The sequence below is a fragment of the Pectobacterium polonicum genome (genome assembly GCF_005497185.1).
Classification (GTDB): Bacteria; Pseudomonadota; Gammaproteobacteria; order Enterobacterales; family Enterobacteriaceae; genus Pectobacterium; species Pectobacterium polonicum.
Genome location: NZ_RJTN01000003.1, coordinates 278,755 through 296,497, shown reverse-complemented (window position 1 = coordinate 296,497; position 17,743 = coordinate 278,755). Strand labels below are relative to the sequence as shown.

Here is a 17,743-nt window from a genome sequence, read left to right as displayed (position 1 = left end):
TCCGTAGATTCTGGAATAGTGTTATGAAAACGTTAGGCGAATTTATCGTCGAAAAACAGCACGATTTCTCTCACGCCACAGGTGAGCTTACCGCGCTGCTGTCTGCTATTAAACTGGGTGCCAAGATTATTCACCGTGATATCAATAAAGCCGGTCTGGTTGATATCCTGGGAGCCAGTGGCGTTTCTAATGTTCAGGGCGAAGTGCAGATGAAGCTCGATCTGTATGCCAATGAGAAACTGAAAGCGGCATTAAAGGCGCGTGGTGAAGTGGCAGGTATTGCCTCTGAAGAAGAAGACGAGATCGTTATCTTTGAAGGCGATAAGGCGGAAAACGCTAAGTATGTTGTTCTGATGGACCCGCTGGACGGCTCGTCGAATATCGATGTAAACGTCTCTGTCGGTACGATTTTCTCTATTTACCGCCGTATTACGCCGCTGGGAACCTCCGTCACGGAAGCGGACTTCTTGCAGCCGGGTAGCCAGCAGGTTGCTGCGGGCTATATCGTTTACGGTTCTTCTACCATGCTGGTGTACACCACGGGTCATGGCGTTCATGCTTTTACCTACGATCCGTCACTCGGCGTGTTCTGTCTCTCGCATGAAAAAGTTTGCTTCCCGGAAAAAGGGAACATGTATTCCATCAACGAAGGAAACTACATCAAGTTTCCTGTCGGTGTGAAGAAATACATCAAATACTGTCAGGAGCAGGATGAAGAGACGCAGCGTCCTTATACGTCGCGTTATATCGGCTCACTGGTCGCAGATTTCCACCGTAATCTGCTGAAAGGCGGAATCTACCTGTATCCAAGTACGGCGAGCTATCCGAAAGGCAAACTGCGTTTGCTGTACGAATGCAACCCGATGGCGTTTCTGGCGGAGCAGGCGGGCGGTAAAGCGAGCGACGGTAAAAACCGTATTCTGGATATCACGCCAGAGAAACTGCATCAGCGCTCACCGTTCTTTGTGGGAACGGAATCCATGGTTGATGACGTTGAACGTTTCATCCGTGAATTTCCCGATGCCTAATTAATGCTGTCTCGTGTCGGCGGGTAATCTGCCAATGCGGGATGACTGCTTATGGCGTGCTATCCAGTACGCCATCTTTGTTCGTCATTGCAGCGATTTTAAAAAATACTCACCGCTTTTTCTAACACTGAGCCTCGAACCAGCTTTCCAAAATAATCACCGCAGAGGCAGCATCTACGCTACCTTTATCCAGCGCTTTAAAGCCACCGCGTTCAAAGAGATCGGCGCGCGCCTCCACCGTACTCAAGCGTTCATCGTGTAGCTCAATAGCGACGCCGAAACGGCCATGCAGTCGGTTAGCGAACTTTCGCGCCCGTGCCGTCAGCGGCTGCTCGGTGCCATCCATGTTGAGCGGCAGGCCGACGACGACCAGATCGGGCTGCCATTCTGATAACAGCTTCTCCACTTTTTGCCAGTCGGGGATGCCTTCCTGCGCTTTGAACGATGTGAGGGCACGTGCTGTACCGGTAATCTCCTGACCAATTGCGACGCCGATGCTTTTTGTCCCAAAATCAAAGGCAATAATGGTTCTGCTGGTCATCAAGCGTGTCCTGCTTCAGTAGAGATATTATGAATATCGATACCCAGTTTTTTGGCTGCCGCTCGCCAGCGCTCGGCAATCGGTGTGTGGAACAAAATGTCTTTGTCGGCTGGCGTCGTCAGCCAGGCATTATCCAACAGTTCTTCTTCCAACTGGCCGTTATCCCAAGCGGCATAGCCTAAGGCGACCAGTGTATTTTTTGGCTGCTTGGGGGTGCCCAACGTTTCCAGTACGTCTTTTGAGGTGGTAATCATGGTGTCCTCAGAAATACTGATGCTGGAACCGAAGCCGGAGCAGGGGGTATGTAGGATAAAACCACGATCTTCTGCCAGCGGGCCACCCATAAATACGGGTTTATCTAACCGGATGGCAGGATCGCGTGGCGTTGGGTCTATTTTGAGCTTTTTCAGCACATTTTCCACGGAAAACTGATCCATCGGTTTGTTGATGATCAGCCCCATGGCTCCGTCTTCATTATGTTCGCAGATATAGACCACCGAACGTTTAAATACAGAGTCCTGTAGTGCTGGCATAGCAATGAGGAAGTGATGCTGTAAATTCATTGTGTATTTTTATCGATATCCGTCAGCGTTGGAGAAACGGCCCGTGTTGCGCGGGCCGGATTGCGTAATTGGTATTAACGGGTACGTGCGGCCAGACGTTTTTCAATCGCGTCCATTAGCATGCCGGTGATGGACACGTCTGGGTAGGCCGCTTCGATTTCACGCACACAGGTCGGGCTGGTGACGTTAATTTCTGTCAGACGGTCACCGATGATGTCCAGACCGACGAAAATCAGGCCTTTGGCTTTTAACGTTGGTGCGACGTCACGGGCGATTTTCCAGTCGCTTTCGGTTAGCGGGCGTGCTTCGCCACGACCACCAGCAGCCAGATTGCCGCGTGTCTCACCGCTTTTGGGAATACGCGCCAGGCAGTAAGGAACCGGTTCGCCATCAACCACCAGCACGCGCTTGTCGCCGTCTTTAATCGCAGGCAGGTAGTTTTGCGCCATGCAGTAGCGGCTGGCGTGTTCGGTCAGGGTTTCGATGATGACCGAGACGTTGGCATCATCCTGCTTCAAACGGAAAATAGACGCGCCGCCCATGCCGTCTAACGGTTTGAGAATAACGTCACCGTGTTTTTCATGGAACTGACGCAGTTTGTCTGCACGACGCGTGACGAGCGTATCGGGCGTCAGGTGCGGGAACCAGGCAGTGAAGAGCTTTTCATTGCAATCGCGCAGGCTTTGCGGCTTGTTGACGATCAGCGTGCCTTTCTCTTCCGCACGTTCCAGAATATAGGTGGCGTAGATGAACTCCGTATCAAACGGCGGATCTTTACGCATCAGCACCACATCCAACTCTTCCAGCGCAATATCCTGCTCGCCAGAGAAATCGTACCAGCCGTCGTAGTCGTACTGGACGCTCAGGCGGCGCGTTGTTGCGCGCGCGACGCCTGCGTGCATATAGAGATCGTTCATCTCCATATAATGCAGTTCCCAACCACGGCGCTGTGCTTCCAGCAGCATGGCAAAGCTGGTGTCTTTCTTGATATTGATGGTGTCGATTGGGTCCATCACGATACCGAGTTTGATCATTCTTTTCTCCTTTACCCCAAATCGCCGAAACGTACCTGTAAGGCGGTCATGGCGGTGAGTGCAGTGGTTTCTGTGCGCAAGACGCGTGGCCCCAACAGGATATCAGTGAATCCGTGTTCTGAGGTCATGGTAATTTCACTGGCGGTGAGCCCGCCTTCCGGGCCGATCAGCAACCTAACCCGATCTACCGGCAGCGGTAGTGTATTGATACTCTGTGTCGCACGTGGGTGCAGATTCAATTTCAGCGCGTTGTCTTGCTCCGCACACCAGGCTTCCAGCGTCATCGCTGGCCGAACCAGCGGCACACAGTTGCGGCCAGATTGTTCACAGGCAGCAACCGCAATTTTTTGCCACTGGATAATTTTCTTTTCCATACGTTCTGCATCCAGTTTTACCCCACAGCGTTCAGACAGCAGCGGCGTAATCACATTGACGCCCAGCTCGATGGATTTCTGAATGGTAAATTCCATCTTCTCGCCGCGCGATATCACCTGTCCCAGATGCAAATGCAGGGGAGATTCTTTATCTTCCAACTTACCTGCTGCGAAGCTAACGCGCACACTCTTTTTTCCCGCCGCGATAATTTCTGCATCAAAGACATGATTGCTGCCATCAAATAGCTGCAATGACTGGCCCGTATTCATGCGTAACACGCGACCAACATGGTTGACGGCATCGTCGCTTAGTTCGACTTCACCACCGTTAAGGGGGAGCGTCTCTGGGTGGAAAATGCGGGGTACTCGCATACTGAATTAAGACCTTTGAATGAAAATTAACCGGCGCAGAGACGCCAGAAATAGGTAAAACCACCGTCATTTGACGGTGGTTGCACTGGAAACTGATTCGCTATAGTAGGTAGACGAACTAGCGCTGGCAAGCCTGTTGAACGTAGGGATTTGGGTTTCCCTGCTTTGCGGCGATGCGTTGGTTGCGGGTACATTCCCATTGCGTGACGGGGTACTGCTTATCCCAGGCTTCGAACAGCTGAGTCTGCTGGCTGGAAAGGCGTAACTGATAGCGGTCGCGCATGTAGAAATAGGTTCGTGCGATCTGGCCGCGGGCGCGAGTCGGTGGTTCTGCCAGATTGTTTTTGAAATCGACCTTCATCTCGCATTGACCATATTGGGATGCACCACCGTTCCACTGACCATACATGGCATTGCCGCGATCGCCATTTACCTCGCCGATAGCAGGTTGCAGGTTATGCAAATCGGTTTCCATCTCACGGTAGACGGGGTCGCTGTTACAGTTCTTTCTGCCGCCATCCTGCCAGCACTGGCGCTGGTGGCCGAACTTCCAGGCGGGCACAACGTGTTCCCACTCAATGCGGCTGGCACGCTGTTCATTCTTTCTAACCTGATAACCGCAGGATTCCAGATCGGGCGTACCTTTCTTGCCCTGCCACGTAATTTTGCAGCCGCAGTAGAACGACCCAGGCGCATCGCGATTAATGTCGACAGCGGCGGCTTTTGCCTGCGAAAAATTATTGATGTTTTGACTCTGCGCGATGGCCGAAAATAGACCCGCGCCAACGGCAGCGATAGCGAGAATTTTGCGTAGCATATTCCAAATAATCCACAGGCGGTAAAGTTGGCAGACTACCGGATGTCTTAGCGGCAAGCAAACGTAAAAGCAGTTTTTAAAACTGGAAATTCCCGTTTAAATAGAGTTTTTTACATCATGACGTAAGGTTTTCCCGCAACGACGGCAGCGATATTCTGTTTCGCCCCGTTGTACTCGATTGTGCCGACGGATTGTAAGTTCATGCCGTTGGCAATCGCACAGGTAGGTAAAGGTCTTCCCCTGCACGGATTGCACTGCAAACCGATGCGTGCGTTTTGCCGGGACGAGCAGGACGCTTTCCATCATCCAGCGCCATTCTTTGCCATGCGGTGCGACACGGCCGAAACGGGCGTAGACCAGCAGATGAGCCAATTCGTGAGGAACGACTTCATCGATAAAAGCCTGCTGATTTTCCTGCAACAAGACGGGGTTCAGCCGAATTTCCCAGTGTTGCAGCCAGGCTGTTCCAGCGGTTGAACCGCGTTGCTGGTAATTCACTGTGGGTTCAGCGTAGTCAGTCTGCAAGGTGAGGTTGGCCTGCTGTAATTTATCACGCAGGCAGCGCATCACAGCCTGATGGCTGGCAATGGGGATTCGGGGTGTGTTCATTGCTGTGAGCATAAATTGAGTGGCAGGGAGACGCAATAGGTGGAGCAGAGGGAAATCATAATGAAAAACGGCGAATGAGAATTCGCCGTTTCAGACAGTTGACAAACCTATTTGTCGAACGAAAACGAGAGTAACGGAATAGAAGAGTAAAGCGTTTGCGCCAAGGATGGCGCAAGCCGAGCGCACAGGGACGTGTTTACAGCGTCTTTACGATCTATCCGTTGCTCTCGCTCTACGGACTTTATCAGTAACCTCAAACAGCGAATCTTCATTCGCTGTTTGGTCTTTATTGCGTTGCTGGATTACAGACCCGCAGCTTCACGCAGTTGTGCAGCTTTGTCCGTTTTTTCCCATGGGAAATGTTCACGGCCAAAGTGACCATAGGCTGCCGTTTCCTGATAAATCGGATGCAGCAGATCCAGCATCTGGATTAAGCCGTAAGGACGCAGATCGAAGAATTCACGCACCAGCAGCGTGAGTTGCTCGGTAGACACTTTCTCTGTGCCGAAGGTTTCGATCATGATGGAGGTAGGTTCTGCCACGCCGATAGCATAAGACACTTGAATCTCGCAGCGATCGGCCAGACCCGCAGCAACGATATTCTTGGCGACATAGCGTGCAGCATAGGCAGCAGAACGGTCTACTTTAGACGGATCTTTACCGGAGAACGCACCGCCACCGTGGCGAGCAGCGCCGCCGTAGGTATCAACGATGATTTTACGACCGGTCAGACCGCAGTCACCCATTGGGCCGCCAATAACAAAGCGCCCTGTCGGATTGATGAAATATTTGGTATTGGCAGACAGCCACTCAGCAGGCAGAACCGGTTTGATGATCTCTTCCATCACCGCTTCATGCAGATCTTTCTGGCTAATGTCTTCTGAATGCTGGGTAGACAGCACCACGGCATCAATACCGGCAATCTTGCCATCGTCGTACAAGAACGTAACCTGGCTTTTCGCATCCGGGCGCAACCACGGTAGAGAACCGCTCTTGCGAACCTCTGACTGGCGCTGAACCAGACGGTGTGCATAAGTTACAGGTGCTGGCATCAATACGTCAGTTTCGTTGGTCGCGTAGCCGAACATCAAACCCTGATCGCCTGCACCTTGTTCCAGCGGGTCGCGGCGGTCAACGCCCTGATTGATATCAGGAGACTGCTTGCCAATGGCACTCAATACGGCACAAGAGTTGGCATCAAAGCCCATTTCAGAATTGACATAACCGATGTCACGCACGGTACGACGGGTAATTTCTTCGATATCGACCCAGGCGCTGGTAGTAATTTCACCACCGACTAACACCATTCCGGTCTTTACATAGGTCTCACAAGCGACACGCGCTTTTGGATCTTGCTCCAGAATGGCGTCAAGAACCGCATCAGAAATCTGGTCAGCAATTTTATCAGGGTGTCCTTCAGAGACTGACTCGGACGTAAAAAGGTGTTTAGCCATGAGTTTCTTTACCTTCAAATCAAAGCCGCTAAGCAATGTATCGGTTAATCGGTATAGACGGATTAACATCTGGATGGCTATTCTAGGTCACCTTTTGGTCTCAGTGCCAGTAGTTTTTCGTGTTAGCCCGCCATCACATTTAAACATCGGCCATTTTTTCTTTTACAAGAGATGACTGGCGATAATTTTCATTTTGCTTTTCTGGCAGCATCTCTGTATAAACGCGCGGGCGGTTAGAGGTAATCTAATCCGCAACATCTTGAATTTCTCATTGATAGCTGACCGCATGGCTGCGGCGCGCGTGGAGGTGATTGGATTAATGATCCGTTGTTTACTGAGTGTATTGCCTTCGCAATACGTCCCTTTTGACGCGACCGCGTCAGCGACTCAACCCTTCTTTTCCGTATCCAGACGTAGCCTGTCGTTAAATTCAACACAGGACTCCAGGGCTGGTTAATCTGCCTGTTATTCTTTCTGCCAGAAGCGTTTAACGCCTTTCTGGTCACGTTCGCCCGGTGGTTTTCACAACGAGTTTTCGCGACCCGTAACACGGAGCCTGACAACGTGTTTTACACTAATAAGAGTAATAAAGTGACGGCATACTTCACTAGACCGGTTTTTTCACTGTCGACGCCGCATGTTGCAGGTATGCTTATGTGGGCTGTTTATTCAGGTACTGATGTGATTAGCAGTATAGAAAAAGAAGAGGTTCGTTATGTCTGACGACATGATTCATCACGGCTCGTCAGCGACGGGTAAACATGAAAATTTGCGCTCTATGCAGGAGGTTGCCATGAATGACCGTAATGCCAGCGAAATGCTTCGTACCTATAATATTGCCTGGTGGGGAAATAATTACTATGACGTCAATGAGTTAGGTCACATTAGCGTGTGCCCGGACCCCGACGTCCCAGAAGCTCGCGTCGATCTGGCCAAATTGGTCAAAGATATGCAGAAAGATCACCATCAGCGCCTTCCTGCGCTGTTCTGCTTTCCGCAAATTCTTCAGCATCGCCTGCGTTCTATCAACGCTGCGTTTAAACAGGCTCGCGAATCGTTTGGCTATGAAGGCGGCTATTTTCTGGTTTACCCGATCAAGGTTAACCAGCATCGTCGCGTCATTGAGTCATTGGCTAATTCCGGTGAGCCGTTAGGCCTTGAGGCCGGTTCAAAAGCGGAACTGATGGCGGTACTGGGCCATGCGGGAATGACCCGCACGGTGATTGTGTGTAATGGCTACAAAGACCGCGAATACATCCGCCTGGCACTGATCGGCGAAAAGCTGGGTCACAAGGTTTATCTGGTCATCGAAAAGATGTCTGAAATCCGGATGGTGCTGGAAGAGGCAGAGCGTTTGAATGTGGTGCCGCGCCTCGGCGTTCGCGCGCGTCTCGCCTCTCAGGGGTCGGGTAAATGGCAATCCAGCGGCGGCGAAAAATCCAAATTTGGTCTGGCTGCGGTTCAGGTGCTGCAACTGGTTGAGATGCTGCGCGAGGCTGGGAAGTTGGATAGCCTGCAATTACTGCATTTCCATTTGGGATCGCAACTGGCAAATATCCGTGATATCGCGACGGGCGTGCGTGAGTCTGCGCGCTTCTATGTTGAGTTGCATAAACTGGGTGTAAATATCCAGTGCTTTGATGTTGGTGGCGGCTTGGGCGTTGATTATGAAGGAACCCGTTCCCAGTCCGACTGTTCAGTCAACTATGGTCTGAATGAGTACGCCAACAACGTGATCTGGGGCATCGGCGATGCCTGTAACGAACACGGGTTGCCACATCCGACGGTCATCACCGAGTCTGGCCGTGCGGTCACCGCGCACCATACCGTGTTGGTTTCCAATATTATCGGGGTTGAGCGTAACGAATTCAGCGAACCTACCGAGCCGGAAGAAGACGCGCCGCGTGCGTTGGAGAGCCTGTGGTCAACCTGGAAAGAAATCAAGCAGCCGGGTAAACGCCGTTCGCTGCGTGAGTGGTTACATGACAGCCAAATGGACTTGCATGATGTGCATACCCAGTACACGCACGGCATGTTGGACCTGACGCAGCGTGCAAAAGCAGAGCAGCTGTATTTGAGCATCTGCCAGATGATTCAGGAACAGTTAGACCCGAGTAACCGTGCGCATCGGCCGGTGATCGATGAATTACAGGAACGCATGGCTGACAAATTGTATGTCAACTTCTCGTTGTTCCAATCTATGCCGGATGCATGGGGTATCGATCAACTGTTCCCGGTACTGCCGCTGGAAGGGTTGGATAAGCCGCCTGAGCGTCGTGCTGTCCTGCTGGATATCACCTGTGACTCGGATGGTACGATCGATCATTATGTCGATGGCGATGGAATCGCGACAACGATGCCAATGCCGCCTTACGATCCAGAAAATCCGCCGTTGCTGGGCTTCTTTATGGTGGGTGCCTATCAGGAAATTCTGGGCAACATGCATAATCTGTTTGGCGATACGTCGACGGTCGACGTGTTTGTCTTCCAGGATGGCACCGTTGAGATTGAAGAGTCTGACGAAGGGAATACGGTCGCCGATATGCTGGAATATGTGCAGCTTGACCCTAAAGTGCTGATGACCCGTTTCCGCGATCAGGTTAAAGAAACCGACCTTGATGCTGAACTTCAGGCGCAGTTCATGGAAGAATTTGAAACCGGACTGTATGGCTATACTTATTTGGAAGATGAATAAGTGTGATGGATTGAGTGAAAAGGGATGCGAGTGAGCATCCCTTTTTTTCGCCTGCGATCAGATAAGCGAATGACCCATATTGATATCGGTTGCTGGTTTGGGAAGGGAATCAAATTCTTCAATGACACTGTCTTTGAAGATAATTTTAGCAATAAGCAATAGAGAGTTTTTATCCTGAACGCCATATTTATTCAGTAATCTTGATTTGCTGTTCAGTACTGATTTTTTATTTAACCCGATAAGATCGGCAATCGTTTCTGCTGAGTAACCCGCACTCCAATACTGAAACACAGCATATTCAGATTTCGATAGCCTGACGGGGCTGAATAGACGGCGATCGTGATGGTGAACGAAGTCGAGCAATTTATAAAAAGAATTGATGTGTGCCGACTTGGAAATAAGAATCGTTTTTTCGTCAATACACACGGGGGGGTGATTGGGGGAATTATTGATGATAATGAACGATGACGCCATATTATAAAAGTGGGTTCTTATCGACTCATAGTATTCTTCAAAGCCTTCGCTGCTACCATCAATGATGAAAATACACTTTTTCTTTCCTTGTTGTAGCGTAAACCTGTTGACAGGTTTTATCGAGAGCATAGGAATACTCGATAGGATTTCCCGTAATCCTACCGTGGTAAAATTGCATTTACTGAAAATTCTCACATCCATGATTTTTAACACATATGAGTTTATTGTCTGAAAGTGGCCACAAACCAATAATCGTTGCTGACGTTATCCAGTTATTAAGAAATCGCGAGCCTGAAGTGTCTTGCATCGCTAAAAGGTAGAGCCTCTAGATAAATCAGTGGAAGCAACAACTGATTTTATCATCTATCTCTATGATCAAACTGGAAAAATTCTTATCGGTGTAACATAGTATGCTTGATTTACTGGTTTATTTCTATCTTTAAATACATAGGGTTATCCCATCCCTCCTGCTATTGCGACGCGAGTCTCTGCGTTAATCGTGGCGACTGCTTATCCGTATGTTGCTTCACTCGCTTTCTTTTGCTTTCCAGCATCTGGAAATCTGTCGAGCATCGTTTCTTAAAAAGAGAACGGAACAGTAATATGATTGTAAATAGCTATCTATTTATATTTATTAATTCTTAAATCCTATCATAATGAGGATCGAAACAATTAGAGGTTGCTGTTATCCAACAGCTTACAGGTAATACGGCGGGGATGATAGTGGTCGGATGACTAACGGGCAATTGAGATTTTTTCAATTGCCCGGGTGCATATTTTTTGCGGGTAATCAGCGTGTGTGATTACTTCTCGGTAGCGATACGCTCACGAATGTGTTTGGCGCGTCCTTCAGAAGAAGGATGGGAATCAAACATGCTGCTCTCACGACCGGCATCCAGTTTAGCGAGTTTCTCAAAGCTGGTTGCCAGACCTTCTCGTTTGATGCCGCGTTTCTTCAGTAAATCAAAGGAATAGTCATCAGCCTGGCTTTCCTGAGCTTGAGAGAATTGGGAATTAACCAGTTCTTCTCCCAGATCGGCGAGTTGGGATTGTGACAATGATGCCGCTACGCCGCCAGCAGAGGCAACCGCAGTACGTGCGGCAGTCGTTGCGTAGGCAACCTGCATCGCTTTACGAGAGTGACCCAGCGCGACGTGACCCATTTCGTGGCCGAGAACGCCTTCCACTTCGTTGTCATTCATCATGTCCATCAAGCCGCTGTATACGCGGATGCAACCGTTAGCCATTGCCCAGGCGTTAACGTCTTTTGTCAGATAAACCTTATAGTTGGCTGGTGTACCGTTGATGTCATGACCCAGTGCATCTGCAATTTTATTCAGGCGCTGTGTGTATTTGCTGTCGGCAGGGGCAATTTTTGCTTCTTTATCCATTTGCTCACAGGACTGATTGCTGAGTGATTTAACATCAGCATCACTGAGCGTTGCCGCCTGGAAAGCCTGTGCGCCGGACTGCATTAAGGTACTGGTGTTTAAGTTCTGGCAGCCGGTCAGCAAGGTTGCGACACACAGCGCCAGTACAGAAGAACGAATAGCCATAAAAATCATCTCCATACGATTAATGTTTATTTTTTAATACCCAAAAAAGCGGCTATAAGTTACCCGAAAATGACATTGATAAATAGATCGGAAAATCTGATTTGTCTGCTTTCCGATATCTCATCGACGATGAATTTCGTTTCCAGCGTGTGCCAAAAAGACACGATAGATAAAGGTGAAGCCACTGGAAAACAGGGCGTATGGTGCTGTAATCAACTGCACAATTGGCAAAAGAACCGCGATTGATTCGTTAGCTGATAAATCCCTGTTTTTTACTCACGGTTCCATGTGCATTCGCTGCATTTTTCATGTACATTTGTAATCATATTTATTTTGTCATTTCTGTTTAACACATTGATTAATATGAGTTATTCAGGAAGGTATTCGTTCAATCCGATCTGGAGTCAAGCATGTCCTCTCGTAAAGAACTTGCCAATGCTATCCGTGCGCTGAGCATGGATGGGGTGCAGAAAGCCAAATCCGGTCACCCGGGTGCACCGATGGGCATGGCCGATATCGCCGAAGTGCTGTGGCGCGACTATCTTAACCATAATCCGGCTAACCCTAACTGGGCCAACCGTGACCGCTTCGTACTGTCTAACGGTCACGCGTCCATGCTGATTTACAGCCTGCTGCACCTCTCCGGCTACGACCTGCCGATTGAAGAACTGAAAAACTTCCGCCAGCTGCATTCCAAAACGCCGGGTCACCCTGAATACGGCTACACCGCCGGCGTTGAAACTACCACCGGCCCGCTGGGGCAGGGTATCGCCAATGCAGTGGGCATGGCGATTGCCGAGCGCACGCTGGCGGCGCAGTTCAACCGTCCGGGCCACGAGATTGTTAACCACCACACCTACACCTTCCTCGGTGACGGCTGCATGATGGAAGGGATTTCCCACGAAGTCTGTTCGCTGGCAGGCACCATGAAGCTCGGCAAACTGACTGCGTTTTATGATGACAACGGCATTTCCATTGACGGCCATGTTGAAGGCTGGTTTACCGACGATACCGCCGCCCGCTTTGAAGCCTACGGCTGGCATGTGGTGCGCGGCGTGGACGGTCACGATGCGGACGCTATCAAACGCGCCATCGGCGAAGCCCAGCTTGTCACTGATAAACCGTCACTGCTGATGTGCAAAACCGTGATTGGTTTTGGTTCTCCGAACAAGGCGGGTACGCACGACTCGCACGGTGCGCCATTGGGCGAGGCAGAAGTTGCGGCTTCCCGCGAACAGCTGGGCTGGGCGCACGCGCCGTTTGATATCCCGGCTGACATTTATGCCGCCTGGGATGCCAAACTGGCTGGTCAGCGTAAGGAAGCGGCCTGGGACGAGGCATTTGCTGCCTATGCCAGCGCGTACCCGGAACTGGCTGCCGAATTCAAACGCCGCACTGGCGGTGAACTGCCCGCCAACTGGCAGGCAGAGGCACAGAAATTTATCGAAGACCTGCAAGCGAATCCGGCGAAAATTGCCAGCCGCAAAGCCTCACAGAACGCGCTGGAAGCCTACGGCAAACTGCTGCCGGAATTCCTGGGCGGCTCTGCCGACCTGGCACCGAGCAACCTGACCATCTGGTCTGGTTCGGTGTCGCTGGATAAAGACCACGCAGGCAACTATATCCACTACGGCGTGCGCGAATTCGGTATGACGGCGATAGCCAACGGGATTGCGCTGCACGGTGGCTTTGTGCCGTACACCGCGACCTTCCTGATGTTTGTGGAATACGCCCGTAATGCGGTGCGTATGGCTGCACTGATGAAAATCCGCAGCATCTACGTCTACACCCACGACTCTATCGGTCTGGGCGAAGACGGCCCGACGCACCAGCCGGTTGAACAGCTGGCGAGCCTGCGCGTAACGCCAAACATGAGCAACTGGCGTCCGGCGGATCAGGTGGAAACGGCGGTAGCGTGGAAATACGCCATCGAGCGTCAGGACGGCCCGACGTCGCTGATCCTGTCACGTCAGAACCTGACGCAGCAACCCCGTACCGCTGAGCAACTGGCGAACGTAGCGAAAGGCGGTTACGTGCTGAAAGACAGCGACGGGCAGCCGGAGCTGATCCTGATTGCCACCGGCTCTGAAGTGGAGCTGGCCGTGGGGGCGTATGACAAACTGACTGCCGCAGGCCGCAAGGTGCGCGTAGTGTCGATGCCGTCAACGGATGCGTTCGATAAGCAGGATGCCGCCTACCGTGAAGCGGTGCTGCCGAAAGCGGTAGCGGCGCGCGTGGCGATTGAAGCCGGTATTGCGGACTACTGGTTCAAGTACGTCGGCCTGAACGGTGCGATTGTTGGTATGACGAGCTTCGGCGAATCAGCGCCGGCTGAATTGCTGTTCGAAGAATTCGGCTTTACCGTTGATAACGTGGTCGAAAAAGCGCAGGCGCTGCTGAAGTAATCACACTACGTTAATCCTGATATAAGAAGCCGTCAGCTAACGCTGGCGGCTTTTTTTCGTCTTTAATTTGCTCCATCGCTCCGCATATTTTGCCATCTCCCCAACTCCCGTTTTTTTAGTTTTATGACGTAGGTCACTCTTCTGGTGTGTGCCAAACGAGAATATTTCTTTTATGCATTAATTCGTTTATGCTAGCTGAAGCGTTTCAGTTGTTGTGCTGACGGCGTTCCGCTAGGGGTTCTCTGGTGTCTAAGAAGGGTATATTCTATGCGCTGGGCATACCTGCAATGACACAAGGAACCACAAAGAACGCCATGACGATCCGTATTGCGATAAACGGTTTTGGCCGCATCGGCCGCAGTGTTTTACGTGCGTTGTATGAATCGGGCCGCCGAGCCGAGATTACCGTGGTGGCGATTAACGAGTTGGCGAGCGCGGAAGGCATGGCGCATTTGCTCAAGTACGACTCCAGTCACGGCCGTTTTTCATGGGATGTTCGTCAGGAATGCGACCAGCTTTATGTCGGTGATGATTGTATTCGTCTGTTGCATCAGGCAAAGATTCAGCCATTGCCCTGGCGAGAACTTGGTGTAGATATCGTACTGGATTGCAGCGGTGTCTACGGTAGCCGGGAAGATGGGGAAGCTCATCTGGCGGCGGGCGCAAAGAAAGTGCTGTTTTCTCACCCGGGAACGACGGATTTGGATGCCACGGTGGTGTTCGGCGTCAATCACCATCAGTTGGAAAGCGGGCATCGCATTGTTTCGAATGCGTCCTGCACGACCAACTGCATTATTCCGGTGATCAAGCTGTTAGATGATGCCTTCGGCATCGAGAATGGTACGGTGACGACGATTCATTCATCGATGAACGATCAACCGGTGATCGATGCTTATCATCACGATCTGCGGCGTACGCGCGCTGCCAGCCAGTCGATCATTCCGGTAGATACCAAACTGTCGGCGGGGATCACCCGTATTTTTCCGCAGTTTGTCGATCGCTTTGAAGCGATCTCGGTGCGAGTGCCGACGATTAACGTTACGGCAATTGACCTGAGCGTTAGCGTCAGGAAAGCCGTAAACGTGAATGAAATTAATGCACTATTGCAAAAATCAGCGCATGAGTCGTTTCGTGGTATAGTTGATTATACTGAATTGCCGCTGGTGTCGGCTGATTTTAACCACGATCCGCACAGTGCCATTGTCGATGGCACGCAGACACGGGTCAGTGGTCAGCACCTGATTAAAACATTAGTCTGGTGCGATAACGAATGGGGCTTTGCCAACCGGATGTTGGATACAACACGGGCGATGGCAGCCTGCGGTTTCTAGTACGACGATGGCGATCAGGGGTCGCTATCTCGCTCAAGCAACTTTAAAAGAGAATCAACAAGAGGATTCACCATGTCTGTAATTAAGATGACCGATCTGGATCTGGCTGGTAAACGTGTTCTTATTCGTGCGGATCTGAACGTACCAGTAAAAGAAGGGAAAGTGACGTCTGATGCGCGCATCCGTGCCTCTCTGCCGACCATCGAAATCGCGCTGAAACAAGGCGCTCGCGTTATGGTCACGTCCCACCTGGGACGCCCGACCGAAGGCGAGTACAACGAAGAGTTTTCTCTGCTGCCTGTCGTTGACTACCTGAAAGAGAAACTGTCTTCTCCTGTACGTCTGGCGAAAGACTACCTTGATGGTGTTGATGTTGCTGAAGGCGAGCTGGTTGTACTGGAAAACGTCCGCTTTAACAAAGGCGAGAAGAAAGACGACGAAGTCCTGTCCAAGAAATACGCGGCGCTGTGCGATGTGTTCGTAATGGACGCCTTCGGTACTGCACACCGTGCGCAGGCTTCAACCCACGGCGTGGGTAAATTTGCGTCTATCGCCTGTGCAGGCCCGCTGCTGTCTGGTGAACTGGAAGCGCTGGGTAAAGCACTGAGCGAACCTGCACGCCCGATGGTCGCTATCGTGGGTGGCTCTAAAGTTTCCACCAAACTGACCGTGCTGGATTCGCTGTCTAAAATCGCCGATCAGCTGATCGTCGGTGGTGGTATCGCCAATACCTTCGTTGCCGCACAAGGCCACAACGTGGGTAAATCCCTGTATGAAGCCGATCTGATTTCTGAAGCGAAGAAACTGCTGGAAACCTGCGATATTCCTGTACCGAGCGATGTGCGCGTGGCATCAGAATTCTCTGAAACGGCAACGGCAACGCTGAAGTCTGTTACAGCAATCAAAGACGAAGAACAGATTCTGGATCTGGGTGATGTTTCCGCAGAGCGTCTGGCTGAGATTCTGAAAAATGCCAAGACCATCCTGTGGAATGGCCCGGTTGGCGTCTTCGAATTCCCGAATTTCCGTAAAGGAACCGAGACCATCGCACGTGCTATCGCAGAGAGCGATGCGTTCTCTATTGCAGGCGGCGGCGATACGCTGGCTGCGATCGATCTGTTTGGTATTGCAGATAAAATCTCCTACATTTCTACCGGTGGCGGTGCATTCCTGGAGTTCGTTGAAGGGAAAAAACTGCCAGCAGTCGTTATGCTGGAAGAACGCGCTAAGCAGTAATTTAAGGTAAGGGCTGCTTTTTCCCTTTCCTAGGGTTGTCTCGACATGGGGTTATTGCAACAGCATGTCGGGGCGACCTGTCGATTGAACATCGATTTCTCTAACCCCTCCACGGCCAACGAAACGGGACACGTAACATGTCTAAAATTTTTGATTTCGTAAAACCCGGTGTCATCACAGGTGATGACGTTCAGAAAGTTTTTGCAGTAGCAAAAGAAAACCAATTCGCTTTGCCAGCAGTGAACTGTGTCGGTACCGACTCAATCAATGCTGTGCTGGAAGCCGCAGCTAAAGTGCGCGCGCCGGTCATCGTTCAGTTCTCTAACGGCGGTGCAGCGTTCACCGCGGGTAAAGGCCTGAAAGCAGAAGGTCAGAAGGCGGCGATTTTGGGTGCGATCTCTGGCGCTCATCATGTGCACCAAATGGCTGAACATTATGGTATTCCGGTCATTCTGCACACTGACCACTGTGCGAAAAAACTGCTGCCATGGATCGATGGCCTGCTGGATGCGGGTGAAAAACACTTCGCTGCTACCGGCAAACCGCTGTTCTCTTCTCACATGATTGACCTGTCTGAAGAGTCTCTGGAAGAGAACATCGAAATCTGCTCTAAATATTTGGCGCGTATGGCCAAAATCGACATGACTCTGGAAATCGAACTGGGTTGCACCGGTGGTGAAGAAGATGGTGTGGATAACAGCCACATGGACGCTTCTGCTCTGTACACCCAGCCGGAAGATGTTGATTACGCGTACACCAAACTGAACGCGATCAGCCCGCGTTTCACTATCGCTGCCTCTTTCGGTAACGTGCACGGCGTATACAAACCGGGTAACGTGAAGTTGACCCCGACCATCCTGCGCGATTCTCAGGAATATGTTTCCAAGAAACATAACCTGCCGCACAACAGCCTGGACTTCGTGTTCCACGGCGGTTCTGGTTCCAGCGCTCAGGAAATCAAAGACTCCGTTAGCTATGGCGTAGTGAAAATGAACATCGATACCGACACCCAGTGGGCAACGTGGGAAGGTATCCTGAAGTACTACAAAGAAAACGAAGCTTACCTGCAAGGCCAATTGGGCAACCCGAAAGGCGACGATCAGCCAAACAAGAAATACTATGATCCACGTGTGTGGCTGCGTTCCGCTCAGGCGAGCATGGTTACGCGTCTGGAACAGGCCTTCAAAGAGCTTAATGCTGTTGATGTGCTGTAAGTAAGACGATGTAAGTATGGTTTGATATTAAGACTCCTAA

The 17,743-nt window shown here is 51.0% G+C and carries 15 protein-coding genes; 6 read left to right on the top strand and 9 right to left on the bottom strand.

Annotated elements, in window-relative coordinates; translation table 11 throughout:
* The first annotated feature begins 23 nt into the window (after positions 1 to 23).
* Positions 24 to 1,028, top strand: coding sequence for a class 1 fructose-bisphosphatase (gene fbp / locus EDI29_RS05955; protein WP_107170090.1), 1,005 nt, complete (start codon positions 24 to 26; stop codon positions 1,026 to 1,028).
* Between the two features lie 121 nt (positions 1,029 to 1,149).
* Here fbp and ruvX read toward each other — a convergent pair whose 3' ends face one another.
* The 7 genes from ruvX to metK all read right to left on the bottom strand — a co-directional run bounded on the left by ruvX (position 1,150) and on the right by metK (position 6,792).
* On the bottom strand, positions 1,150 to 1,569 hold the full coding sequence (gene ruvX, locus EDI29_RS05950; RefSeq protein WP_137740138.1) for a Holliday junction resolvase RuvX: 420 nt from the start codon (positions 1,567 to 1,569) through the stop codon (positions 1,150 to 1,152).
* Entirely contained in the window at positions 1,569 to 2,132 is a 564-nt protein-coding gene (locus tag EDI29_RS05945; RefSeq protein ID WP_137740137.1) for a YqgE/AlgH family protein, read from the bottom strand. The genes ruvX and EDI29_RS05945 overlap by 1 nt, the downstream gene beginning before the upstream one ends.
* A 74-nt stretch (positions 2,133 to 2,206) precedes the next feature.
* Entirely contained in the window at positions 2,207 to 3,166 is a 960-nt protein-coding gene (gene gshB / locus EDI29_RS05940; protein WP_014701549.1) for a glutathione synthase, read from the bottom strand.
* 11 nt (positions 3,167 to 3,177) lie between these two features.
* A complete protein-coding gene (gene rsmE, locus EDI29_RS05935) occupies positions 3,178 to 3,912 on the bottom strand; it encodes a 16S rRNA (uracil(1498)-N(3))-methyltransferase (RefSeq protein WP_137740136.1) in 735 nt (244 codons plus the stop codon).
* A 118-nt stretch (positions 3,913 to 4,030) separates the two neighbouring features.
* Entirely contained in the window at positions 4,031 to 4,729 is a 699-nt protein-coding gene (endA, locus tag EDI29_RS05930) for a deoxyribonuclease I (RefSeq protein ID WP_137740135.1), read from the bottom strand.
* Positions 4,730 to 4,825: 96 nt separating this feature from the next.
* Positions 4,826 to 5,338 carry a SprT family zinc-dependent metalloprotease gene (locus EDI29_RS05925; protein WP_137740134.1) on the bottom strand — a complete coding sequence of 171 codons (513 nt, stop codon included), beginning with the start codon at positions 5,336 to 5,338 and terminating at the stop codon, positions 4,826 to 4,828.
* 302 nt (positions 5,339 to 5,640) lie between these two features.
* The gene (gene metK / locus EDI29_RS05920; RefSeq protein ID WP_014701545.1) at positions 5,641 to 6,792 is read right to left on the bottom strand and encodes a methionine adenosyltransferase; all 1,152 of its coding nucleotides are present in this window, start codon (positions 6,790 to 6,792) and stop codon (positions 5,641 to 5,643) included.
* A 715-nt stretch (positions 6,793 to 7,507) separates the two neighbouring features.
* On the opposite strand from metK, the gene speA reads away from it, so the two are divergent.
* Positions 7,508 to 9,487 (top strand): biosynthetic arginine decarboxylase, encoded by a 1,980-nt coding sequence (gene speA / locus EDI29_RS05915; RefSeq protein ID WP_137740133.1) that lies wholly within the window; start codon positions 7,508 to 7,510, stop codon positions 9,485 to 9,487.
* Between the two features lie 57 nt (positions 9,488 to 9,544).
* On the opposite strand, the gene EDI29_RS05910 is transcribed toward speA, so the two are convergent.
* Both EDI29_RS05910 and loiP read right to left on the bottom strand, forming a co-directional pair.
* Positions 9,545 to 10,090, bottom strand: a complete 546-nt coding sequence (locus EDI29_RS05910; protein ID WP_107169243.1) for a helix-turn-helix transcriptional regulator — start codon at positions 10,088 to 10,090, stop codon at positions 9,545 to 9,547.
* Positions 10,091 to 10,764: 674 nt separating this feature from the next.
* The gene (loiP, locus tag EDI29_RS05905; RefSeq protein WP_137740132.1) at positions 10,765 to 11,517 is read right to left on the bottom strand and encodes a metalloprotease LoiP; all 753 of its coding nucleotides are present in this window, start codon (positions 11,515 to 11,517) and stop codon (positions 10,765 to 10,767) included.
* A 410-nt stretch (positions 11,518 to 11,927) separates the two neighbouring features.
* Between loiP and tkt the strand changes: the two genes are divergently transcribed.
* From tkt to fbaA, 4 genes are all read left to right on the top strand, one after another.
* The gene (tkt, locus tag EDI29_RS05900) at positions 11,928 to 13,922 is read left to right on the top strand and encodes a transketolase (protein ID WP_137740131.1); all 1,995 of its coding nucleotides are present in this window, start codon (positions 11,928 to 11,930) and stop codon (positions 13,920 to 13,922) included.
* A gap of 314 nt (positions 13,923 to 14,236) precedes the next feature.
* Positions 14,237 to 15,253 carry an erythrose-4-phosphate dehydrogenase gene (gene epd / locus EDI29_RS05895; RefSeq protein ID WP_137740183.1) on the top strand — a complete coding sequence of 339 codons (1,017 nt, stop codon included), beginning with the start codon at positions 14,237 to 14,239 and terminating at the stop codon, positions 15,251 to 15,253.
* 72 nt (positions 15,254 to 15,325) lie between these two features.
* Entirely contained in the window at positions 15,326 to 16,489 is a 1,164-nt protein-coding gene (gene pgk / locus EDI29_RS05890; RefSeq protein WP_107169239.1) for a phosphoglycerate kinase, read from the top strand.
* Between the two features lie 137 nt (positions 16,490 to 16,626).
* On the top strand, positions 16,627 to 17,703 hold the full coding sequence (gene fbaA, locus EDI29_RS05885) for a class II fructose-bisphosphate aldolase (protein ID WP_137740130.1): 1,077 nt from the start codon (positions 16,627 to 16,629) through the stop codon (positions 17,701 to 17,703).
* The last annotated feature ends 40 nt before the right edge of the window (positions 17,704 to 17,743 follow it).